General features: G+C 71.5%; 28 protein-coding genes and 2 pseudogenes. 16 read left to right on the top strand and 14 right to left on the bottom strand.

The window, feature by feature from the left end:
* Positions 1 to 4 precede the first annotated feature (4 nt).
* Genes ACIHAA_RS05525 through ACIHAA_RS05510 form a run of 4 tightly spaced genes read left to right on the top strand, consistent with a single transcriptional unit; the run spans position 5 to position 3,783 of the window.
* A complete protein-coding gene (locus ACIHAA_RS05525; protein WP_399813449.1) occupies positions 5 to 943 on the top strand; it encodes an ABC transporter ATP-binding protein in 939 nt (312 codons plus the stop codon).
* Entirely contained in the window at positions 940 to 1,791 is an 852-nt protein-coding gene (locus ACIHAA_RS05520) for an ABC transporter permease (RefSeq protein WP_399813446.1), read from the top strand. The genes ACIHAA_RS05525 and ACIHAA_RS05520 overlap by 4 nt, the downstream gene beginning before the upstream one ends.
* A 58-nt stretch (positions 1,792 to 1,849) precedes the next feature.
* Positions 1,850 to 3,118 carry a sensor histidine kinase gene (locus ACIHAA_RS05515; RefSeq protein ID WP_399813743.1) on the top strand — a complete coding sequence of 423 codons (1,269 nt, stop codon included), beginning with the start codon at positions 1,850 to 1,852 and terminating at the stop codon, positions 3,116 to 3,118.
* Positions 3,115 to 3,783: a response regulator gene (locus ACIHAA_RS05510; RefSeq protein WP_399813444.1), complete on the top strand. Its 669-nt coding sequence runs from the start codon at positions 3,115 to 3,117 to the stop codon at positions 3,781 to 3,783. The genes ACIHAA_RS05515 and ACIHAA_RS05510 overlap by 4 nt, the downstream gene beginning before the upstream one ends.
* An 85-nt stretch (positions 3,784 to 3,868) precedes the next feature.
* Here ACIHAA_RS05510 and ACIHAA_RS05505 read toward each other — a convergent pair whose 3' ends face one another.
* The 5 genes from ACIHAA_RS05505 to ACIHAA_RS05485 are packed head-to-tail and all read right to left on the bottom strand — an operon-like array spanning position 3,869 to position 9,163.
* Complete coding sequence (locus ACIHAA_RS05505; RefSeq protein WP_399813441.1) at positions 3,869 to 4,783, bottom strand: STM4011 family radical SAM protein; 915 nt, start codon at positions 4,781 to 4,783, stop codon at positions 3,869 to 3,871.
* A 9-nt stretch (positions 4,784 to 4,792) separates the two neighbouring features.
* Positions 4,793 to 6,142 (bottom strand): STM4012 family radical SAM protein, encoded by a 1,350-nt coding sequence (locus ACIHAA_RS05500; protein ID WP_399813438.1) that lies wholly within the window; start codon positions 6,140 to 6,142, stop codon positions 4,793 to 4,795.
* Positions 6,139 to 6,972 carry an STM4013/SEN3800 family hydrolase gene (locus ACIHAA_RS05495; protein WP_399813741.1) on the bottom strand — a complete coding sequence of 278 codons (834 nt, stop codon included), beginning with the start codon at positions 6,970 to 6,972 and terminating at the stop codon, positions 6,139 to 6,141. The genes ACIHAA_RS05500 and ACIHAA_RS05495 overlap by 4 nt, the downstream gene beginning before the upstream one ends.
* A 46-nt stretch (positions 6,973 to 7,018) precedes the next feature.
* Positions 7,019 to 8,215: an STM4014 family protein gene (locus ACIHAA_RS05490; protein WP_399813435.1), complete on the bottom strand. Its 1,197-nt coding sequence runs from the start codon at positions 8,213 to 8,215 to the stop codon at positions 7,019 to 7,021.
* Entirely contained in the window at positions 8,216 to 9,163 is a 948-nt protein-coding gene (locus ACIHAA_RS05485) for an STM4015 family protein (protein ID WP_399813433.1), read from the bottom strand.
* Positions 9,164 to 9,338: 175 nt separating this feature from the next.
* Between ACIHAA_RS05485 and ACIHAA_RS05480 the strand changes: the two genes are divergently transcribed.
* From ACIHAA_RS05480 to ACIHAA_RS05470, 3 genes are all read left to right on the top strand, one after another.
* Complete coding sequence (locus tag ACIHAA_RS05480; protein WP_399813431.1) at positions 9,339 to 9,665, top strand: hypothetical protein; 327 nt, start codon at positions 9,339 to 9,341, stop codon at positions 9,663 to 9,665.
* Between the two features lie 86 nt (positions 9,666 to 9,751).
* A complete protein-coding gene (locus tag ACIHAA_RS05475) occupies positions 9,752 to 10,771 on the top strand; it encodes a DUF6745 domain-containing protein (protein WP_399813739.1) in 1,020 nt (339 codons plus the stop codon).
* A 150-nt stretch (positions 10,772 to 10,921) separates the two neighbouring features.
* A complete protein-coding gene (locus ACIHAA_RS05470) occupies positions 10,922 to 11,737 on the top strand; it encodes an SDR family NAD(P)-dependent oxidoreductase (protein WP_399813428.1) in 816 nt (271 codons plus the stop codon).
* Positions 11,738 to 11,777: 40 nt separating this feature from the next.
* On the opposite strand, the gene ACIHAA_RS05465 is transcribed toward ACIHAA_RS05470, so the two are convergent.
* Positions 11,778 to 12,593, bottom strand: coding sequence for a TetR/AcrR family transcriptional regulator (locus ACIHAA_RS05465; RefSeq protein WP_399813425.1), 816 nt, complete (start codon positions 12,591 to 12,593; stop codon positions 11,778 to 11,780).
* A 350-nt stretch (positions 12,594 to 12,943) separates the two neighbouring features.
* On the opposite strand from ACIHAA_RS05465, the gene ACIHAA_RS05460 reads away from it, so the two are divergent.
* From ACIHAA_RS05460 to ACIHAA_RS05445, 4 genes are all read left to right on the top strand, one after another.
* Positions 12,944 to 14,671 (top strand): MFS transporter, encoded by a 1,728-nt coding sequence (locus ACIHAA_RS05460; protein WP_399813423.1) that lies wholly within the window; start codon positions 12,944 to 12,946, stop codon positions 14,669 to 14,671.
* Between the two features lie 184 nt (positions 14,672 to 14,855).
* On the top strand, positions 14,856 to 15,251 hold the full coding sequence (locus tag ACIHAA_RS05455) for a PPOX class F420-dependent oxidoreductase (protein ID WP_399813421.1): 396 nt from the start codon (positions 14,856 to 14,858) through the stop codon (positions 15,249 to 15,251).
* Positions 15,252 to 15,510: 259 nt separating this feature from the next.
* Complete coding sequence (locus tag ACIHAA_RS05450; RefSeq protein WP_399813418.1) at positions 15,511 to 16,086, top strand: class I SAM-dependent methyltransferase; 576 nt, start codon at positions 15,511 to 15,513, stop codon at positions 16,084 to 16,086.
* 90 nt (positions 16,087 to 16,176) lie between these two features.
* A complete protein-coding gene (locus ACIHAA_RS05445) occupies positions 16,177 to 16,959 on the top strand; it encodes a PIG-L deacetylase family protein (protein ID WP_399813415.1) in 783 nt (260 codons plus the stop codon).
* An 81-nt stretch (positions 16,960 to 17,040) separates the two neighbouring features.
* On the opposite strand, the gene ACIHAA_RS05440 is transcribed toward ACIHAA_RS05445, so the two are convergent.
* Positions 17,041 to 17,580 carry a GNAT family N-acetyltransferase gene (locus ACIHAA_RS05440; protein WP_399813413.1) on the bottom strand — a complete coding sequence of 180 codons (540 nt, stop codon included), beginning with the start codon at positions 17,578 to 17,580 and terminating at the stop codon, positions 17,041 to 17,043.
* A gap of 261 nt (positions 17,581 to 17,841) precedes the next feature.
* Here ACIHAA_RS05440 and ACIHAA_RS05435 point away from each other — a divergent pair, with 261 nt between their 5' ends.
* The gene (locus ACIHAA_RS05435; protein WP_399813409.1) at positions 17,842 to 18,798 is read left to right on the top strand and encodes a hypothetical protein; all 957 of its coding nucleotides are present in this window, start codon (positions 17,842 to 17,844) and stop codon (positions 18,796 to 18,798) included.
* A gap of 82 nt (positions 18,799 to 18,880) precedes the next feature.
* On the opposite strand, the gene ACIHAA_RS05430 is transcribed toward ACIHAA_RS05435, so the two are convergent.
* The 4 genes from ACIHAA_RS05430 to ACIHAA_RS05415 all read right to left on the bottom strand — a co-directional run bounded on the left by ACIHAA_RS05430 (position 18,881) and on the right by ACIHAA_RS05415 (position 22,417).
* Positions 18,881 to 19,870 carry a trypsin-like serine peptidase gene (locus ACIHAA_RS05430; protein ID WP_399813406.1) on the bottom strand — a complete coding sequence of 330 codons (990 nt, stop codon included), beginning with the start codon at positions 19,868 to 19,870 and terminating at the stop codon, positions 18,881 to 18,883.
* A gap of 355 nt (positions 19,871 to 20,225) precedes the next feature.
* Positions 20,226 to 20,951 (bottom strand): siderophore-interacting protein, encoded by a 726-nt coding sequence (locus ACIHAA_RS05425; protein ID WP_399813404.1) that lies wholly within the window; start codon positions 20,949 to 20,951, stop codon positions 20,226 to 20,228.
* Between the two features lie 166 nt (positions 20,952 to 21,117).
* Entirely contained in the window at positions 21,118 to 21,567 is a 450-nt protein-coding gene (locus tag ACIHAA_RS05420) for a MarR family winged helix-turn-helix transcriptional regulator (RefSeq protein ID WP_399813402.1), read from the bottom strand.
* Positions 21,568 to 21,799: 232 nt separating this feature from the next.
* Entirely contained in the window at positions 21,800 to 22,417 is a 618-nt protein-coding gene (locus ACIHAA_RS05415) for a TetR/AcrR family transcriptional regulator (protein ID WP_399813400.1), read from the bottom strand.
* A gap of 145 nt (positions 22,418 to 22,562) precedes the next feature.
* Here ACIHAA_RS05415 and ACIHAA_RS05410 point away from each other — a divergent pair, with 145 nt between their 5' ends.
* Positions 22,563 to 23,471 carry an NADP-dependent oxidoreductase gene (locus tag ACIHAA_RS05410; protein ID WP_399813398.1) on the top strand — a complete coding sequence of 303 codons (909 nt, stop codon included), beginning with the start codon at positions 22,563 to 22,565 and terminating at the stop codon, positions 23,469 to 23,471.
* A gap of 173 nt (positions 23,472 to 23,644) precedes the next feature.
* Here ACIHAA_RS05410 and ACIHAA_RS05405 read toward each other — a convergent pair.
* The 3 genes and pseudogenes from ACIHAA_RS05405 to rpmG form a co-directional block, all read right to left on the bottom strand.
* Positions 23,645 to 24,462: pseudogene (locus ACIHAA_RS05405) on the bottom strand (GTP-binding protein).
* A 20-nt stretch (positions 24,463 to 24,482) separates the two neighbouring features.
* Positions 24,483 to 24,739 (bottom strand): annotated as a pseudogene (locus ACIHAA_RS05400) (type B 50S ribosomal protein L31).
* 5 nt (positions 24,740 to 24,744) lie between these two features.
* The gene (gene rpmG / locus ACIHAA_RS05395) at positions 24,745 to 24,909 is read right to left on the bottom strand and encodes a 50S ribosomal protein L33 (RefSeq protein ID WP_399813395.1); all 165 of its coding nucleotides are present in this window, start codon (positions 24,907 to 24,909) and stop codon (positions 24,745 to 24,747) included.
* A gap of 87 nt (positions 24,910 to 24,996) precedes the next feature.
* On the opposite strand from rpmG, the gene rpmB reads away from it, so the two are divergent.
* The 3 genes from rpmB to ACIHAA_RS05380 are packed head-to-tail and all read left to right on the top strand — an operon-like array spanning position 24,997 to position 26,761.
* Entirely contained in the window at positions 24,997 to 25,233 is a 237-nt protein-coding gene (gene rpmB, locus ACIHAA_RS05390) for a 50S ribosomal protein L28 (RefSeq protein WP_399813393.1), read from the top strand.
* Positions 25,233 to 25,538: a 30S ribosomal protein S14 gene (gene rpsN / locus ACIHAA_RS05385; RefSeq protein ID WP_399813391.1), complete on the top strand. Its 306-nt coding sequence runs from the start codon at positions 25,233 to 25,235 to the stop codon at positions 25,536 to 25,538. Before rpmB ends, rpsN begins: the two co-directional genes overlap by 1 nt.
* A gap of 53 nt (positions 25,539 to 25,591) precedes the next feature.
* The gene (locus tag ACIHAA_RS05380) at positions 25,592 to 26,761 is read left to right on the top strand and encodes an RICIN domain-containing protein (RefSeq protein WP_399813388.1); all 1,170 of its coding nucleotides are present in this window, start codon (positions 25,592 to 25,594) and stop codon (positions 26,759 to 26,761) included.
* Positions 26,762 to 26,806: the final 45 nt, after the last annotated feature.

Below are 26,806 nucleotides of genomic sequence, written 5' to 3'. Positions count from 1 at the left end.
CCGAATGATCGAGGCACAGCAGCTCACCAAGAGGTACGGGGAGAAGACCGCCGTCGACGGGCTGGACTTCACCGTGAAGCCGGGCACGGTGACCGGCTTCCTGGGGCCCAATGGCGCGGGCAAGTCCACCACGATGCGCATGATCGTCGGGCTGGACGCGCCGACAAGCGGTTCCGTCACGGTGAACGGGCAGCGCTACGCCCGCCACCGGGCCCCGCTGCACGAGGTGGGGGCGCTGCTGGAGGCGAAGTCGATCCACCCGGGCCGCTCGGCCTACAACCATCTGCGGGCTCTCGCGCTGACCCATGGCATTCCGAGCCGCCGGGTCGACGAGGTGGTCGAGCTGGCCGGTCTCGGCAGCGTCGCGAAGAAGCGGGCCGGTGCCTTCTCCCTCGGCATGGGGCAGCGGCTCGGCATCGCTGCGGCCCTGCTCGGGGATCCGCAGACCGTGATGCTGGACGAGCCCGTCAACGGACTGGACCCCGAGGGCGTCCTCTGGATCCGGAACCTGCTCACCTCCCTCGCGGCCGAGGGGCGCACGGTGTTCGTCTCCTCGCACCTCATGAGCGAGGTGGCCCTGGTCGCGGACCATCTGATCGTCGTCGGCCGTGGCCGGCTGCTGGCCGACACGACGGTGCGGGACCTGGTCCGCGACGCGGGCGGCGACACGGTGAAGGTGGCCACGGAGGACCCCGCGCGGCTGCGGGACGCGCTGGCCGGACCGGGCGTGGAGATCACCGGCCGGATCGGCTCCGAGGAACTCCAGGTGACCGGGATGTCCGCCCGCGAGATCGGGCGGAAGGCGGCCGAGCACCGGATCCCGCTGTTCGAACTGACCACGAAGGCGGTCTCGCTGGAGGAGGCATTCATGGAACTGACCAGGGACGCCGTGGAGTACCACGGCTCCACCACCGGCGCCGAGACCTCCGGGAGCGCGGCATGAGCACCCTCACGGCCATCCCCGAGACGCCCGGGACCGACCGGACCCCTCCGTCCCGGACCGCGTACCGGGTGACCGGGCGGCGTGTGCTGTCCTCGGAGTGGGCCAAGCTGTGGTCGCTGCGCTCCACCTGGATCACCCTCGGCCTGGGGCTGTTGTTCCTCGTCGCCTTCGGGGTCATCGCCGCGAGCCACTACAAGTCGAATCTCGGCTCCGGCCGCCACATGGACCGCGACTTCGCCACCGCCACGGCCGTGAGCCTGTCCCTCTTCGGCACCAACTTCGCACAGTTGGCCCTCGGCGTGCTCGGCGTGCTGGTCACGGCGGGCGAGTACTCGACCGGCATGATCCGCTCGACCCTGGCCGCCGTGCCGCGCCGACTGCCCGTGCTGTGGTCCAAGGCGGCGGTGTACGGGCTGGTCGCACTGGCCGTCGCCACCGCCGGTGCGTTCGTCGCCTTCCTCGTCGGCAGCAGGATCGTCTCCGGTACGCCCGCCGCCATGGGCCTCGGCCATGCCGGAGTCGTCCGCAGCCTCCTGGGTGCCGGGCTCTACCTCGGTCTGGTGGGCGTGATCGGCGCCGCGCTGGGCGCGCTGCTGCGGTCCGTGGCGGGCGGCATCTCCGTCCTGGTCGCCGCCCTCATGCTGGTACCCGGACTGATCTCCCTGCTGCCCAGTTCGTGGCAGAGCGGCATCGGCCCCTACCTCCCCAGCCACGCGGGTGAGTCGATCTTCGCCCTGACCCATGACTCGACCACGCTGTCGCCGGGCGCCGGACTCCTGGTCTTCCTCGGCTGGACCGCGCTGGCGCTGGCCGGAGCGGCATACCGGCTGCTGCGCAGCGACGTCTGAGCGGCGGCACCCGCATCATGGTCCGGTGACATCCGTGACCACCGAAGACATCAGCGGGATGGGTCCGCTGGTCGCCCGGCTCGGCCGGGTGGGCCAGCGGCTCAGGCATGCCGACCGGGCCCGCCCATGGGTACTGGACACCGCGGTGGTGGTCCTGGTCGTCCTGCTGTTCTGCCTGCCGGACGTGCTGCACGCGGTCGGCGTGATCGGTGCGGACGACGACGGCCCGCGCCGCTTCCGCGTGGCGTTCACCCGGTTGCCCCTGGCGGGCATGCTGACCCTCCAGGCCGGTCTGGTGCTGCCGCTGCTGTGGCGGCGGCGGGCGCCCGCGGTGGCCCTCGGCGCCGTCACACTGGTGTTCGTCCTTCAGTGGGCGCTCGGCGCCGCACTCCGGGCGGACGTCGCCCTCTTCGTCGCCCTGTACAGCCTGGCCCTGCACGGGCGGCTGCGGCAGCTGCCCTGGGCCTGCGCGGCCGCGGCGGGGGCGCTGAGCCTGGTCGCGGTGCGGGTCTCGGCGGCGGTGTCGGTCTGGGACGCTCTCTTCTTCCTGCTCAGCACGGCGACGGCGGCCCTCGCCCTCGGCCTGGCCATCCGCATCCGGCGCGCTCAGCTGGCCGGGCTGCGGGACCGCGCGGCACGGCTGGAGGTCGAACGCGACCAGCGCGGCAGACTCGCCGTCGCCGCCGAACGGGCACGCGTCGCCCGCGAGATGCACGACATCGTCGGCCACAACCTGTCGGTCATCATCACACTCGCCGACGCGGGCGCCTACGCCTCGGCCGCCGCCCCGGAGCGGGGAGCGGAGGCTCTGCATCTCATCGGCGACACCGGTCGCCAGGCGCTGGGCGAACTGCGGCGGGTGCTCGGCGTGCTGCGCGAGGCGGACGGTGCGGCCACCGGGCCCGAGCTGAGTCCGCAGCCCGGTCTCACGGACATCGACGCACTGTGCGAGGGGGTGCGCGCCGCCGGGCTGGAGGTCGTCTACCGTACCGTCGGTGACATCGAGGCCCTGGACAGCGGTGTGCAGCTGACGGTCTACCGCATCGTGCAGGAGGCCTTGACGAACACCCTGAAGCACGCCGGTGCCGGTGCGCGTGCGAACCTGGCGATCGTCGTCGAGGACACACGGCTGACCATTACCGTCCAGGACTCCGGCCCGCCCGCCCCGGCCGGCCGTCCCCGCACGACGAACGAGGAAGGACACGGCCTGGTGGGCATGCGAGAACGAGCGGCGCTCTTCGGAGGGCACGTCAGCGCGAGCCCCGCGGGCACCGGCTGGACGGTCCACGCAGACCTCGACCTCACTCCCCGGGACGGTGTCCGGTGACCACGGTGCTCGTCGTGGACGACCAGCCGCTCCAGCGGTACGGCTTCCGCATGCTTCTGGACTCCGTGCCCGAGACCGAGGTGGTCGGCGAGGCCGCACACGGAGCCGAAGCCGTGCGCAAGGCCGCCGAGCTCCGGCCCGACGTGGTCCTCATGGACGTGCGCATGCCCGGCATGGACGGCATCGAGGCCACCCGCCTGATCGTCGCCGCGGGCGGCCGCTCCCGCGTCCTCGTCCTGACCACCTTCGACATCGACGAGTACGTGTACGCGGCTCTGCGCGCCGGTGCCAGCGGCTTCCTCCTCAAGGACGCCCGCCCCGAGGAACTCCTCGCAGGCATCCGCGCGGTGGCCGTGGGAGATGCGGTGATCGCCCCCGCCCTCACCCGCCGCCTGCTCCACGAGTTCGCCCGTATCGTGCCGTCGGCCGGTGACGGCTCGGCCGAAGACCCGAGACTCAGCTCCCTCACCGACCGCGAGCGGGAGATCCTCGTCGCCGTCGGAAAGGGCTGGAGCAACGGCGAGATCGCCGGCCACTTCGTCCTGTCGGAGTCCACGGTGAAGACCCATGTCGGCCGTGTCCTGTCCAAGATCGGCGCCCGCGACCGCATCCAGGCGGTGATCTTCGCCTACGACCACGGCCTGGCCCGGCCGCACGGCGGCTGAGCCGAGGTGTCGCGGATGCATCCGCCGTGGCAGAAGCTGTCGGCGGAGGCGCTGCCGCTCATGGGCGCCCTGCTCATGAGGGCGTCTACGGGCCCGGCACTGGACCCCCGCCCGCACGGACCGGCTCCGGTCGGCCGGGCGGATGTGCCGGTCCCCCGTGCCCCGCCGGGATCCGCTCCAGAACACCGCCCGCGAAGACGTCGTACAGCGGCAGGGTTTCGAGATGGACATAGCCGATGTGGCAGTCGCACACCGCGAGGGGGCAGGGGCGCGGGCGGAGGGCCGCCCGGTAGGAGCCGTCGTAGAGATTGCCGAGTTCGGCGCGTACGAAGTGGCAGCGGCGGACGGTCCCCTCGCCGTCGACCGAGATCACCGACTCCCCGGTACGGCACGGCAGCCCGGCGCTGGTGTGGGGATGGCGGCTGTAGGGGAAGAGCGGGTCCAGCTCCGTCCACACCGCGGCGTCCGCGTCCTCGTAGGTGTGTCCCTCTGCGGCGTTCACCCAGAGATAGACATGACCGGGCAGCTCGGCGCGCAACCTCCGGGCATCATCGAGGTGTTCGGGCAGGCCGACGACGCCGACGCTGTACCGGATGCCCCGCTCGGCGAGATCGCGGCACTTGGCCAGGAAGCGGTCGTAGGGGGTCTGCCCGGGGTGGTAGGTGCACCACAGCGCCACGGTGTCGGGGTCCGCGTCGGCCAGCCAGTCCGTGCGGCAGCTGAGATTGGTCTGGATGGCGACACGGCGGATGTGCGGGCGGTGGGACAGGTCCACCAGGGCCCGCCGGTACCAGGAGCGGACCAGGCCCTCGCCCCAGGGGGTGAACAGGACCGACAGCCGGTCCTCGGTCCGGTCGGCGGCCCAGGCGGTGAAGCTCTCCAGGGCCGCACGGTCGGTACGCAACTGGGCCGTGCTGTCGCGCCGCTTGGCGAAGGGGCAGTAGGGGCAGTCGTAGTCGCAGGAGGCGAGCGGGCCCCGGTAGAGAATCGTCAGGTCCATGGAGTCCGCCTACTTGCGTTCGTACGCGGCCATCGCCGCCCGTACGGCCGGGGAGAACAGTTCGGGACCGATCGCGTCGGAGTGCGCCAGCCCCTCCGGCGTCAGCCTCAACCGCCCAGGGCCGCCTTGCTGCTCAAGCCAGCCACGGTCGGCGAAACGGCTCAGCTCGGGGCCGAAGTCGTCGGCGGGGTAGGCGCCGAAGCGTGCCCGGTAGTCGGTGGTGTCCAGGCCCTCCGCCTGAAGCAGGGACTGGAGCAGATGGCGGCGGCGCGGCTCGTCCCCGGTCATGGGACGCCCATACTCGGCACGGGCGAAGTCGGCGGCGGGGCGCGCCACATAGTCGTCGATGATGGCGCGGATCTCGTGCATGTTCACGGCATAGTCGAAGGAGTAGTGCAGGCCCGCCGTGTACGAGCGGGCGCCGCAGCCGAGGCCGATCATCCCGTCCGTCTGGCAGGCGTAGTCGTCCGCACCCTGGGACGGGGCGTCGGCGCGCCGGAACATACGCATCGAGGTCTGCACATAGCCGTTCGCCAGCAGATGGTCGCGGCCCAGGCGGTACAGACGCAGCCGCTGCTCGTCCCAGGCGGGGTCCGCTGCGGAGCCGCGGCGGCCGAGACCGGTGAGGGGGCGGACATAGAGGGGGTAGAGATACAGCTCCTCGGGGCGCCAGGCCAGGGCGGCGTTCAGCGAGACGAGCCAACTGGCGTCCGTCTGGCCGTCGATGCCGTAGATCAGGTCGATGTTCAGCACCGGGAGGCCCGCGTCGCGGATCCGGGCGAGGGCCTCCTCCACGTCGGCGCGGCGCTGCGGGCGTACGGCGGCGCGGGCCTCGGTGTCGACGAAGCTCTGGACGCCGAGGCTGAGCCGGGTGGTGCCCCGTTCGGCCAGCACGTCGAGGCGGTCGGCGGTGGCCGTGGCGGGCGACGCCTCGACGGAGAGCGGCACCGCGCGCAGATCGGCACCCATCCGGTGCTCGGCTATGTCGCACAGGCGGGTGAGTTCACCGGCGGTGAGGAAGGTGGGGGTGCCGCCGCCGAACGCGGCTGTCGCGAAACGGAGGTCGGCCGTGTCGCCGAGCGCCTCGCGGACCGTGGTGGCCTGGCGTTCCAGGGCGTCGAGATAGGCGGTGGTCAGACCGTCCGGGGCGCCGATCCGGGTGAACAGATTGCAGAAGCCGCAGCGGACCTCGCAGAACGGCACATGCAGATAGAGGGAGAGGGTGTCCTTGGGCTCCCCTGCCCACAGGCCGCTCAGCAACGGGCGGTCGGGCAGGGGGCGGTAGGCGGTCTTGTGGGGGTAGGCGTAGACATAGCTCTGGTACGGGCTGGTGCCGGTGTGCTGGATCGCCGTCGTCATCGGGTGCCCCCGTCGGCCGTGCGCCCCTGTCCCTGGTCGAGGACGAAGTGGGCGTAGGGCACGGTCCACACGGCCGGGTGGCCGAGGCGGTGCCCCGTGTAGCCGTCGTCCCCGTAGGCGGTGCCGTGGTCGGAGCAGACCAGGGCGAAGCAGCGTCGTCGGCTGCTCATCACATCGAGGAGGCGGCCGATGTGCCGGTCCACGTACTCCAGCGCGGCGGCGTGCGTCGCCCGGGTGTCGCCCGCCGCGCGGGTGGCGCCGGGCAGATGGAACCAGTTCGGCTGGTGCAGGGCCGACACATTCACAAAGAGGAAGAGGCTCTGGTCTGCGGGGAGTCCATGGACGACCTGCTCGGCGCGGGTCACCTGCGACTCGAAGGAGGTGGGGGAGGCGACGCCGAACTCCGGCTCCCAGTGCGACTCGTGAAACAGCCCGGGCAGTACCGAACCGAGCGGGCCCTGCTTGTTGAAGAAGCCCACTCCCCCGATGCACACCGTGTGATAGCCGTCCTTGGCGAGACCGGAGACCAGGTCCGGCGTGTCGTACACATAGGTGCCGTCCGCGGTGGTCTCGCTGCCCGCGAAGCGCGCGGCGAACAGGCGCGGATGCGGGCCCGGTGCCGCCGGCGTCGGCAGAAACCCGGCGAAGATCGCCTGGTGGGAGGCGTAGGTGAAGCTGCCGGGGGCGTGCCGCTCCTCCCAGCGGCCGTCGGGGAGATGCCGGGCCAGGTGCGGGATGCGGCCCGCCGCGGCCAACTCGGCCGCCACGTCGTAGCGCAGGGTGTCGAGGGTGACCAGCAGGATGTCGTGGCTGCCGACGATCCGGTTCATGTCCGGTTGCCCGGCGCTGCCCGAGGGCAGGTGCGGAGGCGTCGGGTCAGACGATGGCATGAGCGGTTCCCGTTCTGTTCTCGTGCGGGTGGTGCGGGTGGTGCTGGCTGTGGGGGTGGTTCCGGGGGGTGTGCCGGGCCAGGGTCGCGGCGACCTGTGCCGCATAGGTGTCGAGGCCCTCCACTCCGCTGCCGGGCAGGCCGGTGAGCCGGGGCAGCAGATCACCGAAGGCATTGACCTCGCCCACGGCGAACCGGCGCCAGCCGATCGCCGGGAGCAGATCCACGCCGACGCACAGGGTGCGCGGGAAGCAGGCCGCGGCCCGTTCGCAGACGCCGAGGACGTCCGCCCAGCGGGCTCCCGCCGTCTCCACGGCGGCGCGAACCGCGTCGAGGTCTCCGCGGCGGCCCCCGAGATGGAGGTTGGTCAGCGGGGAGACGCTGGTGCGCACCACGGCGTGCGTGGCCTTCCCGGCCACGACGACGACCCGCAGATCGGCGGCGCGGCCCTGCTGGGAGGCCTTGGGCAGCCAGCGTTCCAGGTGCAGGCCGTCGGGGGCCAGGGCGTCGACGACGGCCGCGATCTGCCGCTCGTCCTCATAGCGGCGGACCCTCAGGGAGTTGAACAGCCGTCCGTCCGGGCCGCGTTCCACCGAGGTGGTGGCGCGGATCCGGCCGCCGCCAGCGGACTCGACCGCGAGCACCCCGGACGCCGACGAGCCGTGCGCCGGTTTCACGAACAGCCGGGGCATCCGGTGCTCCCCCATCAGGGCGCGTACGTCGTCCCAGCCGCGCACGGGCGGTGCGGCGCCGCCCGAGGTGGGTGAGAACGGCACGGGCACACCCGCGGCGGTCAGCGCGGCATGGCAGCGCCGCTTGTCGAACAGGACGGCGAGCTCGTCCGGGTCGTCCAGGCGGACGCCTCCGCGCAGCCCGCGCACCGCGGACATCAACGAGGCGTACCAGCGGCCGGATCCCTCCACCCGGGTGGGATCCTGGCCGCCGCGCAGCAGCCGGTCGACGTCCGCGTCCTCCCCCGGGGAGTCCAGCCGGACGATCTCGTCGGCGGCGAATCCGGCGCCGCCCTCGCGCAGCACCCGCGCCCAGGCGAGGACGCGAGGGGCGGGCAGACCGGCGGCACGCACCGCCTCCTCGAAGAGCGCCACCCGGCGGCTGCCCGGGTTGCCGACCACCGCGAAGCGCACGGCGCCGCCCGGGCCGGGCCCGGTCAGGTACGGGTCCACTCACTCACCCACGGCCACATAGCGATGCGCCTCGTCGTCGTCGATCTCGGCGTCGTCGCGGTCGAGGTCCAGCTCGACGCCCGCGGGCTCCAGGGTCTCCCGTATGCGGTCCAGCAGCGGCTCGCTGATGTAGTGGTAGTGCAGGTCGAGCTTCTTCAGATGGGTGAGGGGCTGGCCGCCGAGGAGGGCGGCGGCGCCCTCGTCGGTGAGGACGCCCATGGACAGATCCAGCGTCTCCAGGCGGGCCACCACCGGGGCGGACGCGACGGCCGCGGCGACGGCGTCCTGCATCTCGCTGTTGCGCAGCCCGAGATGGCGCAGGCGGGGCAGGCGGGCACCGGACAGGATGGGCTCCAGGTCCCCCACCTCGCTGTCACCACCGTAGTCGGGGGTGCCGAGCCAGAGGTCGAGGTGCTCCAGCGCGGGCAGGTCACTGGCGCCGACGCCGCGCACGACCTCCACGGGCAGGCCGCCGGCCTCCATGGTCAGCGTGCGCAGGCCGGTGTGGCGCAGGGCCGGGAACGTGAGCTCCGATCCTCCCCGCAGACCGAGCTCCTCCAGGTCGGGGAAGCCGGTCAGCAGGGGGGTGACATCGGTCTGCTGGATCCAGGAGATCTCGCTCTCCTCCATGACCATGTCGCCCAGGAACACCGCGCGCAGGGCGGGCAGTCGATCGCGGGCGGCCAACAGCGCCTCGATGACCGGGGAGGAGTCGCTGTCGTAGGCCTCTCCCCAGGCTCCGACGACCAGAGCGCGCACGCGTGTGGTGTCGACCGCGCCCAGGAAACGGGCGAACGCGGCCGTCCATTCCTCTTCCGCGTCGTAGACATCGGCGGAAATGCGCCAGGCGTGGCTGTCCGGTTCGGGCAGGTCCGGCTTGGTCTCCGGGCCGGGGAAGGAGTACACGGGCAGCCCGTGGAAGGTGTGCAGGTGGTCACCGATGGTCATGCGACTGCTCCCGGGAACTGGAACGGATGCTGGCTGCTGCGATGTCGGAAGTTCTACCAAGGGGCACTGACAACGGGGGGCGGTGGGGCGGTTTTCGGGGCGTTGTCAGTGGGGGGTCCTACGGTCGCTGTCACGGAGGCGGTGCGGCCCTGCACCGCAGCGGAGGGGAGCAGTGATGTACCGGCAGGGAGATGTCCTGATCGTGCCCATGTCCGATGAGGCCGTTCCGGCTCATGTCGCGGGGGCGCCACGAGAGCCGAGGGACGGGCGGGGGCGGCTGGTTCTGGCGCTGGGCGAGGTCACGGGGCATGCCCACGCGGTCATGGGGCCCGGTGATCTGGTGCGCGAGCAGGGCCCGTTCGGCCCGATGCTGCTGCATCTGCCCAAGGGCGGACGGGTGGTGCACGAGGAGCACGCGGCGATCGCGCTGCCGTCGGGGTGGTTCCGGGTGATCCGGCAGCGGGAGTACGTGCCCGGTTCGGTGCGGATCGTCGCGGACTGACACAGCCGGGGGAACGGAGAGGAAGGGCGCGGACCGTGACGCAGAAAGAGAAAGAGCAGGAAGAGGCGCTGGTGAGGCAGGCAGAGATGGATCGGGCGGCGCTCGGGGGAAGCGGGAGGGACATGACCGGGGAGTGGCGTGCTCGGGCGGCCTCGACGGCTCCGGCCGACCGGGAGCGGGCGGAGGCCGGTGTCCGGGAGGCCTATCGCCGGGCGGGGCTGCCCGAGCCGGAGCGGGTGGTGTGGGCGGGTTCGCCGCGTGCGGGGGTCGCCCTGGTGCGCGCCCTGGAGGACAAGGGGCCGAGTGTCCGCGAGGCGGTGCGCAGCGCCCCATGGTCCCGCGAACGGGCCCGGTTGTACGGGGAGTTGGGCGCCGCCGGGTGGGCGGCGCACTGGGCGGCCACGGGTGGGCGGCTGTGGGAGCTCACCCAGGCGCTGGTCGACCGGATACGCGCGGGTGTGCTGGCGGAGTGCGACGGGGACCCGGAGGTCCGGCTGATACTTCTGGACGCGGTCCTGGGGCAGCACGACGCCGCATGGCTTGCCGCGTTCTCCGGTCGGGAAGGCCCGTTGAAGGGGCTCGCCGAGGTGTGCCGCAGCGCAGGCTGGTGGTGGCCGTTCGAGAAGGTGGCGGTGGTCTGCGAGCGGCCCTCGGCGCTGCACCGGGACGAGGCCGGCCGACTCGACCGCGGCGACGGCCCGGCCCTCGCCTTCCCCGACGGCTTCGCCCTGTACGCGTGGCGGGGCATGCCGGTCCAGGCATCCTTCGTCGAGGAGCTGCGGACCCTCACCCCGGAGCGCATCCGCTCCGAGGAGAACGCCGAACTGCGCCGGGTGATGCTGGAGTTCTACGGCTACGACCGCTATCTGGCCGACTCCGGGGCCCGCCCGCTGGGCAGCGACGAGACCGGCACCCTGTGGCGGATCGACCTCGTCGGGGACGAGCCGGTGGTGATGGTGGAAGTGGTCAACTCGACCCCGGAGCCGGACGGTTCGCACAATGTCTACTGGCTGCGGGTCCCGCCGACGACCCGCACGGCGAGAGAGGGCGTCGCCTGGACCTTCGGACTGGAGGCCACGGAGTACATACCGCTGCGTCAGACCTGAGCCGGGCGGGGTCCCCCGCCGCCCACCGCACTGCCCACCGTTGCCGAACGGACGCCATGTCCGAAGATCACCGGCGGCCGGACACCCGGCCGCAGGCTGCGCCTACGATCGACTTCGTCCGCAGTCCCCCCCATGAAGGGCCGAACCACTGTGACGGACAAGCAGGTTGTCATCGTGACGGGTGCCGGATCCGGTATCGGCGCGGCCACCGCCCGGCTGCTGCGCGAGCAGGGTCACCAGGTGGTCGTGTCCGGGCGCCGCACCGAGCCGCTGCGGCGCCTGGAGCAGGAGACCGGGGTCCTGGCGTATCCGTCCGACGCGGGCGATCCCGATGCCGTCGAAGGCCTGGTCCGCGCGGCCCTCGACGCCCATGGACGGCTCGACGGGGTCGTGCTGAACGCGGGCATCGGCCGCGGCGGCACGGTCGGGGACCTCTCGCTCGCGGAGTGGGACGACGTGATGCGGACCAACGTCACCGGCCCCCTGCTGCTACTGCGCGCGGCGATCCCCCACCTGCTCGAAACACGGGGCGCGGTCGTCGCCGTAGCCTCGGTCTCCGCCCTGCTCAACGGCCGGGGCAACGTCCCGTACGCGGTGTCCAAGGCCGCCCTGCTGCAACTGTGCCGTTCCGTGGCCGTCGACTACGGGCGCCAAGGGGTACGCGCCAATGTCGTGTGCCCCAGCTGGGTGCGGACCGAGATGGCCGACCGGCGCATGACACGTTTCGCCAGGGAAGCGGACCTGGGTGACATGGAGTCCGCGTACGCGGAGGCGACCGGGCCGCTGCCCCTGGGACGTCCGGGCGAACCGGGCGAAGTCGCCGAGGCGATCGGCTGGCTGCTCTCCCCGGCGGCGTCCTATGTCAACGGCGCCGTGCTCACCGTGGACGGCGGGGCGACGGCCCTGGACCCCGGGACCCTCGCATTCGACTTCCACATGGCACCGCGCGGCGGCACGGACAGCTGACACCGGACGCCCCGCTGACACGCCCGGCGGCTGCCCCGGATCAGGCGGTGTCCGGAGCGGAGGGGCCGTCCGGACCCGCACCGGCCGCCCCCTCCGGCGGCAGATAGCTCGCCAGGCCGCGCAGGATGATCTCCAGACCGATGTCGAACCTCTCGTCGGAGGAGTCCGCCACCATCAGCCCGGCCAGGGCGCGCAGATGGGGGAAGTCACCCTCGGACAGGGACGCGAAGTAGTTCCGCATCTCTTCGGCCATCTCGCGCCAGTCGGGGCGGGCGGCGGAGGAGTCCCCGCGGCAGTGCCCGGCGGCCCGGTCCCGCCACATGCCCTCTTCCAGGACGAACCCGTCGATGTAGGTGGCGATGAGGTCACCGGCCTCCGCCGCGATGCGGTCGGGCAGTCCGGCCGTACGGAAGACCGCGAGCAACGACTCGACATGCGGGAGCAGTTCGGCGGTGAAGGGGACGTGTGCCATGGCGATCCTGGCCATGTCACGGTGCGACAGCAGGCGCCGCCGCCCCGCCCGCGCATAGTCCCGTACCTGTTCCCGCCACCGCTCCGGATCCGCCTCGGGCATCTCGAAGCCGTCGAAGAGCCGGGTGTACATCAGCTCCAGCAGATCGTCCTTGGATCTGACATGGGCGTAGAGCGCGGAGACCGTGACCCCCAGTTCGGCCGCCACCTGGCGCATGGACAGGCCGTCGAGGCCCTGGCGGTCCAGCACACTGAAGGCGGCCTCCACGACCCGCTCCCTCGACAGTGGTGTACGCGCGGGCGTCACATGGGCACGAGCGGGGCGCTCCCGCTCCCAGGGGGTCGGGGGCGGGGAGGCGGGGGTGTCGGCGGCCGCGTCGGTCATGAGGACAGTCTAGGCACCGGGGAGAACACTGTTCTCCCCGGTGAGCCGTAAGCCATGCCCCATGAGCCAAGCCGTGAGCCATGCGCCGTAAGCCGTAAGCCTTGAGCCGCGTGCACAGGCCCACCCTCGAACCGCCAAACGCGATATATCTTGTCTCGGGACGGCGATTGCGCTATATCTTAATGAACAGCGTTCTCGCGGTGAGCACTGTTCTGTTAGGGTGAACGCCGTTCTCCCGCGCGTCCGGTCGCCAGCCCCTTCAGGCCGTACCAGCGAGCCGGGCAGTCCCAGCCATCCGTCCTTCCGCGCCGCGGATCCCCCGCGGCGCGGCCCTCCTGCGAGGAGTTCCGATGTCCACCACCGGTGTCGTGTCCGCAGAGACGCCCACCGACTCGCCCGACGCACCGGCGCCGTACCGGTGGCGCTGGGCCGCGCTCTTCGTGATCCTCGCGGCCGAGGTGATGGATCTCCTCGACGCCGTCGTCACGAACATCGCCGGCCCCTCCATGCGGGCCGACCTCGGCGGAGGCGCCTCCACCCTTCAGTGGCTCGCCGCCGCGTACACCCTCTCGATGGCCGTCGGTCTCGTCACCGGAGGACGGCTCGGTGACATCCACGGGCGCCGCCGGATGTTCCTGGTCGGGGCCGCCGGATTCACCCTTGGTTCGCTGCTGTGCGCGGTCTCCGTGTCGCCGGAGATGCTGATCGCGTCCCGCGTCATACAGGGCCTGTTCGGCGCGGTGATGCTGCCGCAGGGGCTCGGCATGATCAAGGAGATGTTCCCGCCGAAGGAGTCGCAGAAGGCGTTCGGCATGTTCGGCCCGGTCATGGGACTGTCCGCGGTCTGCGGTCCGATCCTGGCGGGCTGGCTCGTGGACGCCGACTACTTCGGCACCGGCTGGCGGATGATCTTCCTGATCAACCTGCCACTGGGGGCCGCGGCCTTCCTCGGTGCGCTGCGCTATCTGCCGCGCGGGCACTCCGGCACCAAGCCGCGCCTGGACATCCCCGGCATGCTCCTGGTCTCGCTGGCCGCGCTGCTCATCATCTTCCCGCTGGTCCAGGGCCGTGAATACGACTGGCCGGTCTGGACGTTCCTGATGATGGCCGCCTCGGTGGTCTTCTTCATCGCCTTCGCCCTGTACGAGTCGCGCCGCAGCAAGAACGGCCTGGACCCGCTGGTGGTGCCCAGCCTCTTCCGCAAGCGCGGGTTCAGCGGCGGCATGACCCTCGGGCTGGTCTTCTTCTCGACCATGCAGGGCTTCATGCTGGTCTTCAACCTCTACACCCAGATCGGCCTTGGCTATTCGCCGCTCAAGGCCGGACTGGTGATGGTGCCCTGGTCGGGCGGCATGATCGTCGGCTTTGGAATCGCCCAGGGCGTCGCCCGGTTCGGTCGTGCCGTGCTCCAGGCGGGCGCGCTGGTCATGGCGATCGGCGTGTTCGGTGTGTGGCTGACCCTCGACATGGTGGGAAGCGGCGTCGGCCCCTGGCAGCTCCTGCCGTCCCTGCTGGTCACCGGCATCGGCATGGGCCTGCTGATGGCGCCGTTCTTCGACATCGTGCTCGCCAGTGTCGAGCAGCACGAGACGGGCTCCGCGTCCGGCACGATGACCGCGATACAGCAGCTCGGCGGCGCCTTCGGCGTGGCCATCCTCGGCACCGTGTTCTTCGGACTGCTGGGCGGCGGCATCGCCGGCGCCGTCGACCACCACTCGGACGGTCTGCGGGGCCGGCTCGCCATCGCGCATGTCGCACCCGCCGACCAGGATCGCGTCGTGGCGGACCTGCGCACCTGCACCTCGGACCGCGCCGTCGCCAAGGATCCCGCCGCGACCCCGGCCTCCTGTACACGCCTGGAGAAGGACACCCGTTCGGTCGTGACCTCCCCTGAGGCGGGTGCCCGGATACCGGCCGCCCTGGAGGCCACCGCGTCCTCGGCCTTCCGCAGCGGCTTCGGCTCCGTCATGAAGTCGGTGCTGTGGATCGTCGACGGCATGCTCGCCCTGACCTTCCTGCTCGCGTTCCTCCTGCCCCGCCACGCACGCCCCGAGGACGAGGGTTCCGCCGGGCACTGAACCCCGCGCACACCCACGGCCGGAACACGGGACGGCCGGGCGGCACCGAGAGGGTGCCACCCGGCCGTCCCGGTGTGCCGTACCGGGCGGGCGCCGTAGCCGGGAGCCGGGGCACGCCCCACTCACCGCCCCGACTACCGTGCCCCCTGCACTCACCCAACCGACCCCGGAGGACCCTGTGCCCGTGCCCCTCGGCGAAGACGTCCTGGCACTGCTGCGCCGTCCCAGCACCTGCTACATCGCCACGACGATGCCCGACGGCTCGCCCCAGCTCACCCAGACCTGGGTCGACACCGACGGTCAGAACGTCCTCATCAACAGCGTCGAATCGCACCAGAAGACCCGGAACATCGCACGCGACCCGAGGGTGGCCGTCGCGGTCTCCGACCCCTCGGACCCCTCCTCGTACGTCCAGATCCGCGGCACGGTCGTACGCGTGACCACCGACGGAGCGGTCGACCACATCGAGGCCCTCGCACAGAAGTATCTCGGCGGCCCCTACCCGTGGTTCGGAGGACGCGACCAGGTCCGGGTGATCTACGTGATCCAGCCCGAGCGGATCAGCAGCCCCCGCGGCTGACGACGGCTCGGCGGAGCCAAGTCCCGGTCCGGACCCAGGCCGACAGGACCGCGACCAGCAGGACCCAGCGGGTCCGGTCACCGGGCGGGGCGGCCACCGGACAGGCCGGTACCGGGCGCCTGGCGGGAGGCCGTACGGGGAATGCACGCATCGTGGCCCCGGCACCCCGCCCGCCCGCGACGCACCGCCGCCCGAAGGGAACACCCAAAGGGGACACCCGAAGAGGAAACCCCAAGGAGAAACCCGAAGGAGACAGCGCATGAGCCCATCCGCACGGTCCTTCTGGGAGCCCTTGTGGGCCGACGGCCACCGTTACCGGGGACTCGACGACGACGAGAGCGCGCTGCTCGCCGAGCACCTCGGCCCGGGCCGCGGGTGCCCGGCGCTCGACATCGGCTGCGGCGACGGCACCCTCACCCGCCACCTCCATCACCGGCTCGGCTACCGCGCCACCGGCGTCGACTGCTCCCCCAGTGCCGTCGCCCTGGCCACCGCCAAGCAGCCGGGGCCGGACCCGCAACCCTCCTGGCTGTGCGCGGACATCACCGCCGACGACCTGTCCGCCTTGCCCGATCCGTCGTACGCCGCCGTCACCTGCCGCCTGGTCTACCGGTGGCTGGACGACAAGCCCGCGTTCCTCGACCGCGTCCGCCGACTCCTCGCACCCGGCGGCTGCTTCTGGGTCGTCACCGAGATCGCCGGGCGCCGCGAGGCCACCGACCCGCGCGCGCACCTCGGGATCACGCCCGCCGAGGCCGAGACCCTCACCGCGGGCTGGTCCGTCGTCCGCACCGCCGACCTGGACGTGCTCCGCTGCTACGCCCTCCACCCCTGACGCCCCGCACGGTCGCCGCGGCCCCGCCCCCAGCCCAACCCCGACCCCAGCCCCAGCCCCAGCCCCAGCCCCAGCCGAAAGGCTCCGCCCGTGCCCGCACCCCATCCCTCACCGCGGCCGTCCCTGCTGGGCGTGTTCGCCCACCCGGACGACGAATCCCTGCTGGCAGGCGGCGTACTGGCACAGCACGCCGCCTCCGGCGCACGTACCGGCGTCGTCACAGCCACCTGGGCCCCGGACACCCACCGTGCCGCCGAACTGGCCGATGCCCTGGAGATCCTGGGCTCCGGGCCGCCGCGGATGCTCGGGTTCGCCGATGCCCGCATCCCGGAGTCGGCCCCCGCCCGGCCCAGGCTGTGCGATGCGCCGATCGACACCGTGGTGGACCAGCTTGTCCGGCACATCCGCGAGACCCGACCGGACGTCGTCATCACCCATGACGCGTACGGCCAGATGACGGGCCACCCCGATCATCTGCGCACCCATCGCGCGACCGTGATCGCGGTCCATGCCGCCGGGCTGGAACACCACTGTCCGGACGCGGGAGCGCCCTGGCGGCCGAAGGCCCTCTATCTGGCCACCTATCCGCACTCAAGCGTGGGAGAGCTGGCTCCTCTGCTCGCCCGGGTCGGCAAGCAGGAACTGAGCGTGCCGGACGACTTCGTCACCGCGGCGGTCGACGTGAACGCCTGGCTCGACCAGAAGTGGAACGCCATCCTGGCCCACCGCAGCGAGGCGGCGAGGGAGCGTTCCCTGCCCGGTATCCTCGCCCGCCTTCCGGCCCCGGCGAGGGAACGCATCATCTCCACCGAGTACTTCACCCGCCTCGAAGCAGGTCCCACACCCGGAGCACTCCAGGAACTGACCGTCTGACCGCCCCGACGCCCGTTCCACGTCCTCGGGGTCCTCGGGGTCCTCTGGTTGCTCGGGTTCTCCAGGTTCCCCGGGCAGTGCTCAAGCGGTCGGCGTGACCGGGGACCACATGCCGAGCCACTGCTCGGCGCCCCAGGCCTCGAACCGCTCCACCTCAGTGAACCCCAGCTTCGCCGCGAGCCGCATCGAGCGGGCGTTGGCGGTCTGGGTGGCGAGCACCACGGGTTCGCCGGGGAGCACGCCGACGAACCAGTCGAGTGCCGCCGTGCACGCCTCGGCGGCGTACCCGAACCCCCACGCCCTCGGCAGGAACAGGTAGCCGAGGTCGGCCTTCCCCACGGCGGCGGGGCGACGGTGGGCCGTTGCTCTCCTCAACAGGATCTGGCCGATCATCGCCCCGTCGAGATCGACGACAAAGCTCCCCGGCCGCGACTGGGGCACCCCGGACATCTCGCGCTCGAGCTCGTCACGCGGCCAGGGGCCGCCGAGGTAGGTGTGCACCTCTGACGAGGCGAGCAGTTCGATGAACGCCGCACGATCCCGGGCCTCGGGCCCACGGAGCACAAGCCTCTCGGTCCTGATCGGCTCAGGCGGCCACACCACACACCCCAGATCGTCCATCCACGCACGCTAACAGGCAGTCGCACCAACCGAACGGCGAACGCTTCACCCCTCAAGGTCCGACCCGCTGCCGCCCGGGCGACGACTGGCAGGCCCGACCACCGCACTGCACCCCACCCCACCCCACCCCACCCCACCCCACAAAGAATGCCCCGTGCACGCATCTCGCCATACGGGCGGGTAACCGTGTTTGAGAGATGTAACTGATAACGATCTTGCCGTAACTCTTGTGTGAAATCCGGTCCGTTTTAGCCTCCGTGCATGGCATTCCTCTCAAGCCGTCGTAAAAGGCCCCGTCTTGCCCCGGAACTCGACGACCAGGCCCTCGGCAGGCTCCTGAAGTCTCTTCTGGCCACCACCAGAACAGGCACGATCGCGACCACGGACCTGTGCGTGGCTCAGATAGCCCGTCTCATGGACGAGGATCCGGGCGACTGGGACCGTCGTGCCCACCGCGTCACCGTCCTGGCGGACTATCTGCGCGCCTCGCACCTGCCCCGGACCTGGGCGGCACGTGAGCCGGGCCTGGCGAGCGCGCTGGTGCTGCACGCGGCGACACAGCTCGCGCGGGGCCGGGCCCAGGGCGGCCTGGAAGACCCGGCAGAGCTCACCGAAAGCTGCCTCCAGGCCGCCGATCTGGCGCCGGAGGATCCCACCCCGTGGATCGTGCTGCTGGGCGCGGCACGGCTGGAACGCTGGGAGCAGTCGCAGGTGTTCGGCGTGTGGAACGAGGTTCTGGCCCGCGACCGCTGGAACCGCGAGGCCTATCTGAGCATGCTGGGCTACCTCACCCCGGAGGAAGGGGGCTCACGCGTCCAGGTACTGGAGTTCGTGGACGTCCTCTCCGCCCGTATGCCCGCGAACGCGCCGTGCGCGGCGACGGAACTCACCGCCCAGGTGCTCCAGTACCACTCGGTTCTCGCCCGGGGCGGCGTCGAAGCCCTGGTCGCGCGCAACCACTGGGGGCAGCGGGAAGCCGCTCAGGCCCTCGACCGGGCGGTCCACACCTGGGTCAACCCGGAGTTCTTCCACCATGCCGCGACCCTGGCCGACCTGAATCTCCTCGCCTACGCGCTGATGGCCGCCGACCGGCGGCACGATGCCCGTCCGGCCTTCGAGGCGCTGGGCGGCACGGTCACCACATGGCCCTGGCGCGTCGGCGGGGACCCGCTGGCGGAGTTCGAGCAGGCGCGCAGGAGGGCAGTTGCCGGCCAGTGACCCCGGCGGCCACACGTCCCTCGCGGATGGCGGGCCCGGGAGGCGGTCGGGAGGTACGGCTCCCGACCTTGCGCGGCCGGCGTCAGGAGGCGGGCCCCGCGGGTGGGGCGCCGGTGACCGCGGCCCCGTACAGCGCCCGAGTGGCGGCACCGAAGGTGGCACTGTAGGAAATCTGGGGGGTGTTGCCGCCGGTGTGGTAGCCGCCGATCACTCCGATCACCGCCCAGCCGCCCGGCCAGGGCACCAGCATCGGCCCGCCGCTGGTCCCGCCCACGAAGCCGTCGCAGGCGATACGCGGGAAGGTGCCGGGGTCGGCCGGGTCGTCGCTGACCCACTTGGTGGTCCGGCTCTGGCACTGGAGCGGCTTGTCCGTGTCCGCCGGGTACCCGATCATCCGTACCTGAGCGTGGTCGTACCCGGTCCCGGTGAGCAACTGCACTCCGCCGACTGCGTCCTGGAGCAGCCTGCCGTTCTGGTTGGGCCCGGTGACGGCGAAGGCGAAGTCGTACTCGGCTCCCGCGTGCTCCCCCAGGTCGTAGTACTGCTGCGGGACATAGACGCCGTTCTGCCGGACGGGGAAGACACCGAAGGGCTTGAGCCCGTCGTGGTACTGCGGCACAAAGGCAAGGTTGCGCCTCGGGGACGTGCCGGAGTAGTCCTTCAGGCAGTGACCGGCACTGAGCACCAGGGCGCGGCCGGGACTGCGGACCACGGAGCCGGTACAGGTGCGGCCGGTACCGGTGGCGTCGGTCCAGAAGAAGGTGCCGACCTGGGGGATGCCGTTGAAGGCCTGACCGGGCGGGATGTGTTCGCCCGGCCGGGGTCCGTCCGTCGCGGGGGACGCGGCGAGGGTCTTCGGCCCGGGCCTGGCGCTCTGGACGGGGTCCTCGGCGACCGCGGCGGCCATCCGGGCCCGGGTCCAGTAGGCGTCGAGCCGGTCGGCGTCCGTATGCGGCCGGACACGGGCGGGGGCGCCACTGGCAGTGGCGCCCTGGGCGAACACGATGGAGAGCAGCAACAAGGCCGCCGCGCGTGCGGCGCCGTAGCGGACGATCTTGGTTCTTCGCACCATCGGTTCCCCTCCGCAGGACACACGTGTCGGCTCACCTTAGAACCGCCACCGCACCCGCAGAAGGACGTCAGGGTCGGCAGGAACGCCGGTGAACCTGTCGGCGGCGCGGCAGCGGCGGTGCACCTCTCGGGCCCGCCCGCCTGCCCCGACGCACAAGCGCATACCCCACGCCCGGCCTTCCTCACACACGGCTTCCCCAAGCCACCGCACGGCCCCCCACCAGCGACCTGGCGCCCCGCACCCGGCACCCGGCACCCGGCACCCGGCACCCGGCACCCGGCACCCGGCACCCGGCACCCGGCACCCGGCACCCGGCACCCGGCACCCGGCACCCAGGCTGCCCTCCCGAGGTGTCCTACGGCCGCCAGTAGCCCTGGGCGTGGACGCGCCGCCTCGGTACGGCCAGTTCCTTGCGGACGAGGGACGCCAGTGACCGAGTGGTCGCCGCGTCGCAGGCAATCCACACATAGGGGTCCGGGGCGTCCTTGAGCAGCTCGGGGAGCGCGCCTTTCACCTGCGCGACAAGATGGGCGCCGGAGTCCACGCGAGGCACCGTGTGCAGTCGGTGACGTTTCGGTGCGACGCGCAGCGGCAGGCCCTCCAGGTCCGAGTCGGATTCGAACCATATGGTCGCGTGCGCGTCCTTCAGATCCGTCAGAAGGGAGTTGAGCGCGGGCAGGGACGCCAGATCGCCCATGGCGAAGAGGTGCGAGGGGGCGGGCTCGGGGCGGTTGAAGCCGCTGCCGTGCACCGTCGCCTCGATGGTGTCACCCTGCTTGGCGCCACGCGCCCAGTCGCTGGCGCACCCGTCGTGCAGCGCGAACTCCACACTGAACGTGCCCGCGGAGGGATCGGGGTCCACGAGTGTGTACGCACGCTGGTGCGGCTTGCCCGCGTTGTCGAACCACAGCCGTACCCACATCGTGGGGTGAACCCCGGTGGCGGCCAGCATGCCGCCATCGGTGAAGTGCAAGCGCCGGTAGTACGGGGTGACGTCCTCGACGCCGGTCACGGTGAACTCGAAGTCCTTACCGCGCAGCAGTCTGAGGACCGCTCCCTCCCAGCCGTGCCCCTGGCTCATGCCACCCCTCCATGACCTGCGCGTCGAACAACCAAGTTAGGGTTGCCTAACTTAGCATGCGAGGGGACGCACGGAAGGGCCCAGCGGCCCTTCCCCACCGCACCCTTCCCACTCGCCTCACCCGGCGCAAGGGGAGCCGCCGCACCGGCACACGGGGTCCCTCCGGTCAGATCGGCGTGCGGCTGCGCGGGACCTGGGCCAACGGGCTCACCCGTCCGTACAGTTGGTTGAACAGATCGCGCAGTACCAGACGGTCCGCCGGTACGGCCGTCATCAGGGCCTCTTCCAGCAGCTGACGGCGGCGCTGGCGGGTGGCTTCCAGTACGCACTTTCCGGAGCCGGTGAGGCGGAACTCCCCGGCCGGGAAGCGCCGCACCAGCGCCCGCTGCTCCAGCCGGGCGAGCAGTCTCGTCATCGACGTCAGGCCGATGCCGAGGTCCTCGGCGATACGGCCCGGATCGCTCCGCTCGCACTCCAGGGCGAGCAGGGTCCGCATCTGCTCGTCGGAAACCGTCGGGGCGACATCCTCATGTGCCCGCTGCCACAAGCGGATCATCGATTCGGCGGCAAGCTCCGCGGACAGTGTTGCTTCGGCAGCTTCGGGATCCACTGACATGGCTTTCCCCTTCCTAGGCGCCGTTGAGTACTGCCGCTACCCCGCTGACGGGGTATCAGACACGCCCACACGTTCGAAGACGCCCTGAACTGGGAAAGGACGAGCACATATCGCGTCCGGGACCGGTCATCCGGGTGACAGCCACCCCGGGAAACGCAGCCAGCACCGGCTGCGTCACACCACCGCGCCGCCCCGCGAGGACGGCCTCACTCCCCGGCCCGACTCCCCGGCCTCACTCCTCAGCCGCGGCACCGTCCGGCGGCAGTACGCCCGTGCGCCGCAGCGTGGTGAGCCACTGGGTGACGACGGCGTCGATGAACTCGTCGGTGACCTGGCCCCGGTCGAGGAACAGCCGGGCGAGGACCGGCCCGTAGAGCAGCGTGTACGCGTCGTCGTCGAGCTGGACGCCCGCGGGTTCCAGGAGCTTGTTGAGGGCGGCACGGCGGTCCCGGCCGATACCTTCGAGCGCCTGGGCGCTGTCCGGGTCATGGTCGGCCTGGGCGGTCACCGCGAGCACCGCGGTGCGAACGGCGGGAACGCCGACTCCGGAGCGCAGGCTCTTCAGCCAGGCCGTTGCGACACCGCGTACGTCGTCTCCGGGCTCGGGATAGTCGCCGAGGTCGGGGCCCTGGAGGACGAGGTCGAAGAGCAGGGCGGCACGGCTGGGCCAGTGCCGGTAGAGCGTCTGGCGGGTGACCCCGGCCCTCTCGGCCAGCAGGGCGTACGTCAGCCCGGTCGGCCCCACCTCGGGCAGCAGCTCGCGCGCGACCGCCAGGATGCGCTGGCGGGTGCGCTGGACACGGGGGTTGCTCAGGGCCGGCTGACGGCGGTGAGGGGGCTCGGACTCCACCGCCTCACCCTACCGCATGAATCATACATCACGAGTGATTGAGGTCACCCCAGCAATCACACACCACGTGTGATACACAGGAATGGCAATCACACACCTTGCATGATTCAAGCGTGTGCTCCATGCCTTCTCCAGGGAGTTCCCCATGTCCACTGCGATCACCTTCTCCGAGTACGGCGGCCCCGAGGTCCTCACCGTCTCGACGGTTCCGATGCCGGAGCCGGGGCCGGGCCAGGTCCGCATCCGCGTGCGGGCGGCCGCGGTCAACCCCATCGACGCGCGGATCAGGGCGGGCATCATGCGAGACGTCTTTCCGGTGGCCTTCCCCGAGGTGCCGGGCTGGGACGTCGCGGGCGTGGTCGACGCGGCAGGCGCGGACGCGGGCTTCGCCCTCGGCGACGAGGTGTTCGGCGTGGCCTCGACCGGCGGCTACCGCGCATACGCGCTGCTCGACCGGCCGTTCGCCAAGCCGAAGGGCCTGCCGTTCGAGACCGCCGCCGGGATGGTGACGGTCGGCGAGGCCGCGTACCGGGCGTTGGAGCACCTCGACATGGCGGCGGGGCAGACCCTGCTGGTCCATGGGGCGGGCGGCAGCGTCGGCGCCGTCGCGGTCCAGCTCGCGGTCGCCCGGGGCATCACCGTGGTGGGCACCGCCGCCGAGCGGGACATCGAGCGGATCGGCGCCCTGGGCGGGACGGGCGTCCGGTACGGCGAGGGCTGGGTGGAGCGGGTCACGGCCGCGGCCCCGGGTGGCGTGGATGCCGTGTTCGACGCCTCGGGAGCAGGCGTACTCGGGGACTCCGTGGCCCTGGTCGGCGATGCGGGGCGGGTCGTCACCATCGCCGATCCGTCCTACGTCGAGCACGGTGTGCGGTTCACCGGCATGGACCCCCGGGACCGCTTCCCCGAGGCACTGCCACAGCTCGCCGAGCTGATCGCCGCCGGGAAGCTGGAGGTCCCGGTGTGGCGGACCTACCCATTGGCGGAGGCCGCCCAGGCCCACACCGACATCGAGGGCGGCCGCAGCCGGGGCAAGATCGTCCTGCTGCCCTGAGGTCCGCCCTGCCGGGGCCGCCTGCCGGTCCGGCCTGTCGAGCCGTCGAGTGGTGCGATGCCGCCCCACCCGCACCTCCACGGAGGTGGGTGAGGCGGCCTGACAGGGGCCTCGAAAACGCCCGTCACACGCACCATTGACGGTGTGTCATCCCATCCGTCGCGGTCACGACGTCACGGCCCACGCTCCCAATCCCGCGCTCGGGTCACCGGATCGAGCAAGTCGCTGAAGGGGCAGGGGAGTTCCCGCCAGTGGTCCCTGCCCGCCGCATACTCCTCGTCCGTGAGCAGGCAGGAGTCGAGCAGGGACGCCAGGACCTCACGGTCCAGGCCGGGTGAGGTGAAGGTGAGGTACTGGCAGCGGTCACCGAGTTCCGCGTGCCAGTCCATGGAGGCGGCAAGGCAGCGCTCCGCAGGCCGGGCAAGCAGGGCGCGGTCGGTGTCATCGGCGCCGCCGCCACACTCCCCCGGACAGGTCTCCTCCATGCAGGCGATCACCGTGGGGTACTCCACCTGCCGGGCAAAGGTGTCGGCGATCGTGCGCCGGTCGGTGGAGGCGGCGGCAAGACCGGCGTCTGCGAAGTCGTCCCCATGGGACAGATACGGCAGAACAAGTGCCGGGTCCACCACGGTGGCGACGCCGGTCAGCGTCAGCGGACCGCCCGCGGCAGCGACGACCTGGGCCATGGCCTGGGGCTCGACCGAGTCCCACAGCTCCACGACGGCCAGCCCCCGGCGCCCCTCTTCGGCGAGCCGCAGAAGTTCGGGGACGAGGTCCTCGCGGAGTGCGCAGCACGCGCAGTCGTTGACCGGGGTACGTCACCGCTGCTCAGCAGGGTGTCCGCGTCGCGTACGGTCCGGCGCACGGTGCCGTCGACGGCGGTCGTGAGGTCATGGTGCAGCGCGACCGAGCCGGGGACCGTGCACAGGATCTCCTCGACCGCGGCCCGGCGAGCGTCGGCGTGCAGTCCGGCCACGAGGGCGACGGGCAACCGGGTCCGACGCCGCCCGTTCACGGCGCGCTCCGGCGGCGCCCATATCGCCGTTCGAAGCGCTCGACCCGTCCCGCGGTGTCCAGAACCCGCTGGGTTCCGGTGGAGAAGGAGTGACTCGCCAGGAGATCTCGACATCGATGACCGGGTAGACATTGCCGTCCTCCCACTCGACGGTCCTGTCACTGGTGGCTGTCGACCGGGTCAGGAAGGCGAAGTGGGCGGCCCGGTCGCGGAAGAAGACCGGGCGGTAGGCGGGGTGGATTCCGGGCTTCACGGCTCTCAGCGCTCCTCACGGAAGTCGACGTGGCGGCCGACGACCGGGTCGTACTTGCGCAGGGTCGGACGGTCGAGGTCGTTGCGGCGGTTCTTGCGGGTCACGTAGGTGTAGCCGGTGCCGGCGGTGGACCTCAGCTTGATGATCGGACGCAGTTCGTTGCGGGCCATGAACAGCACCATATGCGAGAGTGGTTTTCATTTTCATTTACCTGTTATTGTGCTGCGCAGTTGATGCCATCACCGAGGAGGAACACCATGCCCGCACACTGCCAACCCACCGGCCGCCAACCCGGCTTCGGCCATCGCGTCTCCCACTCCCACCGCCGCACCAGCCGCCGCTTCGATCCGAATGTCCAGCGCAAGCGCTACTGGCTGCCGAGCGAGGGCCGCCACGTACGGCTCACCCTCTCCGTCAAGGGCATCAAGACGGTCGACGTGATCGGCATCGAGGCCGCAGTGGCCCGCATCCGCGCACAAGGGGGGAAGGTCTGATGGCGAAGAAGAGCAAGATCGCGAAGAATGAACGGCGGCGGCTTGTCGTGGCCCGATATGCCGCCCGCCGCGCGGTGCTGAAGGCGATCATCTCGTCTTCGCGGACATCGGACGACGAACGCGCCGCCGCTCAGAGGGAACTGCGCCGCCAACCCCGCGACGCCAGCGCCACCCGCCTGCGCAACCGCGATTCCGTGGACGGCCGCCCCCGCGGCCATCTGCGCGCCTTCGGCCTGTCCCGCATCCGCGTAAGGGAGATGGCACACGCGGGTGAGCTTCCGGGCGTGACCAAGAGCAGCTGGTAAGGGCTCGCCACGCGGCGGGGGGTGCTGTCAGACCCGTGTGGTGTGCTGGGGCCATGTCGATTACCCAAGCCGCCGTGCGGATGCCCGAGGTGCCGGTGCTGCTCGATCGCTGTCGGGCGCTTGCCGCGCTGAGCGCCATCTGCCCTGATCAGTTCGGGGAGGACTATGTCTTCACGCCTTCCGGCGACGGGGGGCGGCTGTCGATTCGGCATGAGTCCCGTGCCATCGGCGTCCATCACGGCACCGACGGCACGCTGGTGTGGATATGGGACGTGGACGAGTCGGCCTACGAGGAAGGGGTGGACTTCCTGGTCGGCCAGCTCCCGGAGCAACTGGTGCCGCATCTTGTCGCCATGGCGCGGCACGGGGACGAGGGGGAGGTCTGGTGGACGCTCTCATCGGCGATGTGGCGGCTGCCCGGCGACACCGCCTGGAGTGCGACCCGGCTGCCTGAGGAGCCCTTCCCGTACGACGACCGGTCGCTGTTCTGCCTCGCCGACCTGATCGACCCCTCCCCCGGCAATCTCTGGCTGCCCGGCTCCTTCGGCCAGGAGAACGGGTCGTTCCGTCGGGCCGACGCCATCCGGCACGTACTGGCACGGCGGCCGCTGACCGAGGAGATCGTGCGCGCGCTGTGCCCCGAGCGTGGCCTGTCGGACGTCAGCGAAGCCGTGGCGGCCACCGGCCACCGCCCCGCCGAGGCCCCGGTCCCACTGGATCGCGGCAGAGGCGAAGGCGCACCGCTGGTGGCGATGGCGCAGCGCGACCACACCTCCGCCTGCCGGTTCCTGCTGGAGCCGGACGGCGAGGGGTTCCACCGCATACTCCTCCACCACTCCGGCAAGGCCGTACAAGTGGCCGGGGACAGCGTCGGTTCGGGCGTGGTGCAGTGCGAGCCCGGCCACGGCGACGCGCAGAAGTTCCTGATCGAGGAGTACCGCGACGGTGGCTACCACCGAGTGGACCAGGAGCCGTCGAGCCCGGACGAGGGCGACGGAGACGGGGACGGGGACGGGGAGGAATTCATCGCCCCGGCCCTCCGGGTCACCGCGAAGCAGTCCGGTCTCGTCCTGCACTGCCCGGCCCAGGAGGGCGACCCCGTCGTGCTGGTGGAACCCCGCGACGACCCCGCCCAGATGCTGACGGCAGAACTGGTCTACGGCTACGGAATATGGGGCCAGCTCCCTATGGGGATACGGCCGCCCGCCACCCCCTACACCTGAGGAGGGCGGCCGGGGTCCCGGAGATGCGCGTGCCCACCTGCCTCA

This window comes from Streptomyces sp. NPDC052040, assembly GCF_044548405.1.
Lineage (GTDB): Bacteria > Actinomycetota > Actinomycetes > Streptomycetales > Streptomycetaceae > Streptomyces.
Note: the sequence above shows the minus strand (reverse complement) of the source record. Positions and strands in the feature narration are given on the sequence as shown.

Bases quoted from the DNA above. Each gene is read 5' to 3' on its own strand.
- ACIHAA_RS05465 (WP_399813425.1), bottom strand. From the start codon at position 12,593: ATGACCGACGCGGCCGCCGACACCCCCGCCTCCCCGCCCCCGACCCCC.
- ACIHAA_RS05380 (WP_399813388.1), top strand. From the start codon at position 25,592: ATGTCGATTACCCAAGCCGCCGTGCGGATGCCCGAGGTGCCGGTGCTG.
- ACIHAA_RS05480 (WP_399813431.1), top strand. From the start codon at position 9,339: ATGTACCGGCAGGGAGATGTCCTGATCGTGCCCATGTCCGATGAGGCC.
- ACIHAA_RS05505 (WP_399813441.1), bottom strand. From the start codon at position 4,783: ATGGACCTGACGATTCTCTACCGGGGCCCGCTCGCCTCCTGCGACTAC.
- rpsN (WP_399813391.1), top strand. From the start codon at position 25,233: ATGGCGAAGAAGAGCAAGATCGCGAAGAATGAACGGCGGCGGCTTGTC.
- ACIHAA_RS05495 (WP_399813741.1), bottom strand. From the start codon at position 6,972: ATGAACCGGATCGTCGGCAGCCACGACATCCTGCTGGTCACCCTCGAC.
- ACIHAA_RS05520 (WP_399813446.1), top strand. From the start codon at position 940: ATGAGCACCCTCACGGCCATCCCCGAGACGCCCGGGACCGACCGGACC.
- ACIHAA_RS05410 (WP_399813398.1), top strand. From the start codon at position 22,563: ATGTCCACTGCGATCACCTTCTCCGAGTACGGCGGCCCCGAGGTCCTC.
- ACIHAA_RS05475 (WP_399813739.1), top strand. From the start codon at position 9,752: ATGGATCGGGCGGCGCTCGGGGGAAGCGGGAGGGACATGACCGGGGAG.
- ACIHAA_RS05485 (WP_399813433.1), bottom strand. From the start codon at position 9,163: ATGACCATCGGTGACCACCTGCACACCTTCCACGGGCTGCCCGTGTAC.
- ACIHAA_RS05500 (WP_399813438.1), bottom strand. From the start codon at position 6,142: ATGACGACGGCGATCCAGCACACCGGCACCAGCCCGTACCAGAGCTAT.
- rpmB (WP_399813393.1), top strand. From the start codon at position 24,997: ATGCCCGCACACTGCCAACCCACCGGCCGCCAACCCGGCTTCGGCCAT.
- ACIHAA_RS05440 (WP_399813413.1), bottom strand. From the start codon at position 17,580: ATGGACGATCTGGGGTGTGTGGTGTGGCCGCCTGAGCCGATCAGGACC.
- ACIHAA_RS05425 (WP_399813404.1), bottom strand. From the start codon at position 20,951: ATGAGCCAGGGGCACGGCTGGGAGGGAGCGGTCCTCAGACTGCTGCGC.
- ACIHAA_RS05515 (WP_399813743.1), top strand. From the start codon at position 1,850: ATGGGTCCGCTGGTCGCCCGGCTCGGCCGGGTGGGCCAGCGGCTCAGG.
- ACIHAA_RS05460 (WP_399813423.1), top strand. From the start codon at position 12,944: ATGTCCACCACCGGTGTCGTGTCCGCAGAGACGCCCACCGACTCGCCC.
- rpmG (WP_399813395.1), bottom strand. From the start codon at position 24,909: ATGGCCCGCAACGAACTGCGTCCGATCATCAAGCTGAGGTCCACCGCC.
- ACIHAA_RS05450 (WP_399813418.1), top strand. From the start codon at position 15,511: ATGAGCCCATCCGCACGGTCCTTCTGGGAGCCCTTGTGGGCCGACGGC.
- ACIHAA_RS05430 (WP_399813406.1), bottom strand. From the start codon at position 19,870: ATGGTGCGAAGAACCAAGATCGTCCGCTACGGCGCCGCACGCGCGGCG.
- ACIHAA_RS05525 (WP_399813449.1), top strand. From the start codon at position 5: ATGATCGAGGCACAGCAGCTCACCAAGAGGTACGGGGAGAAGACCGCC.
- ACIHAA_RS05420 (WP_399813402.1), bottom strand. From the start codon at position 21,567: ATGTCAGTGGATCCCGAAGCTGCCGAAGCAACACTGTCCGCGGAGCTT.
- ACIHAA_RS05435 (WP_399813409.1), top strand. From the start codon at position 17,842: ATGGCATTCCTCTCAAGCCGTCGTAAAAGGCCCCGTCTTGCCCCGGAA.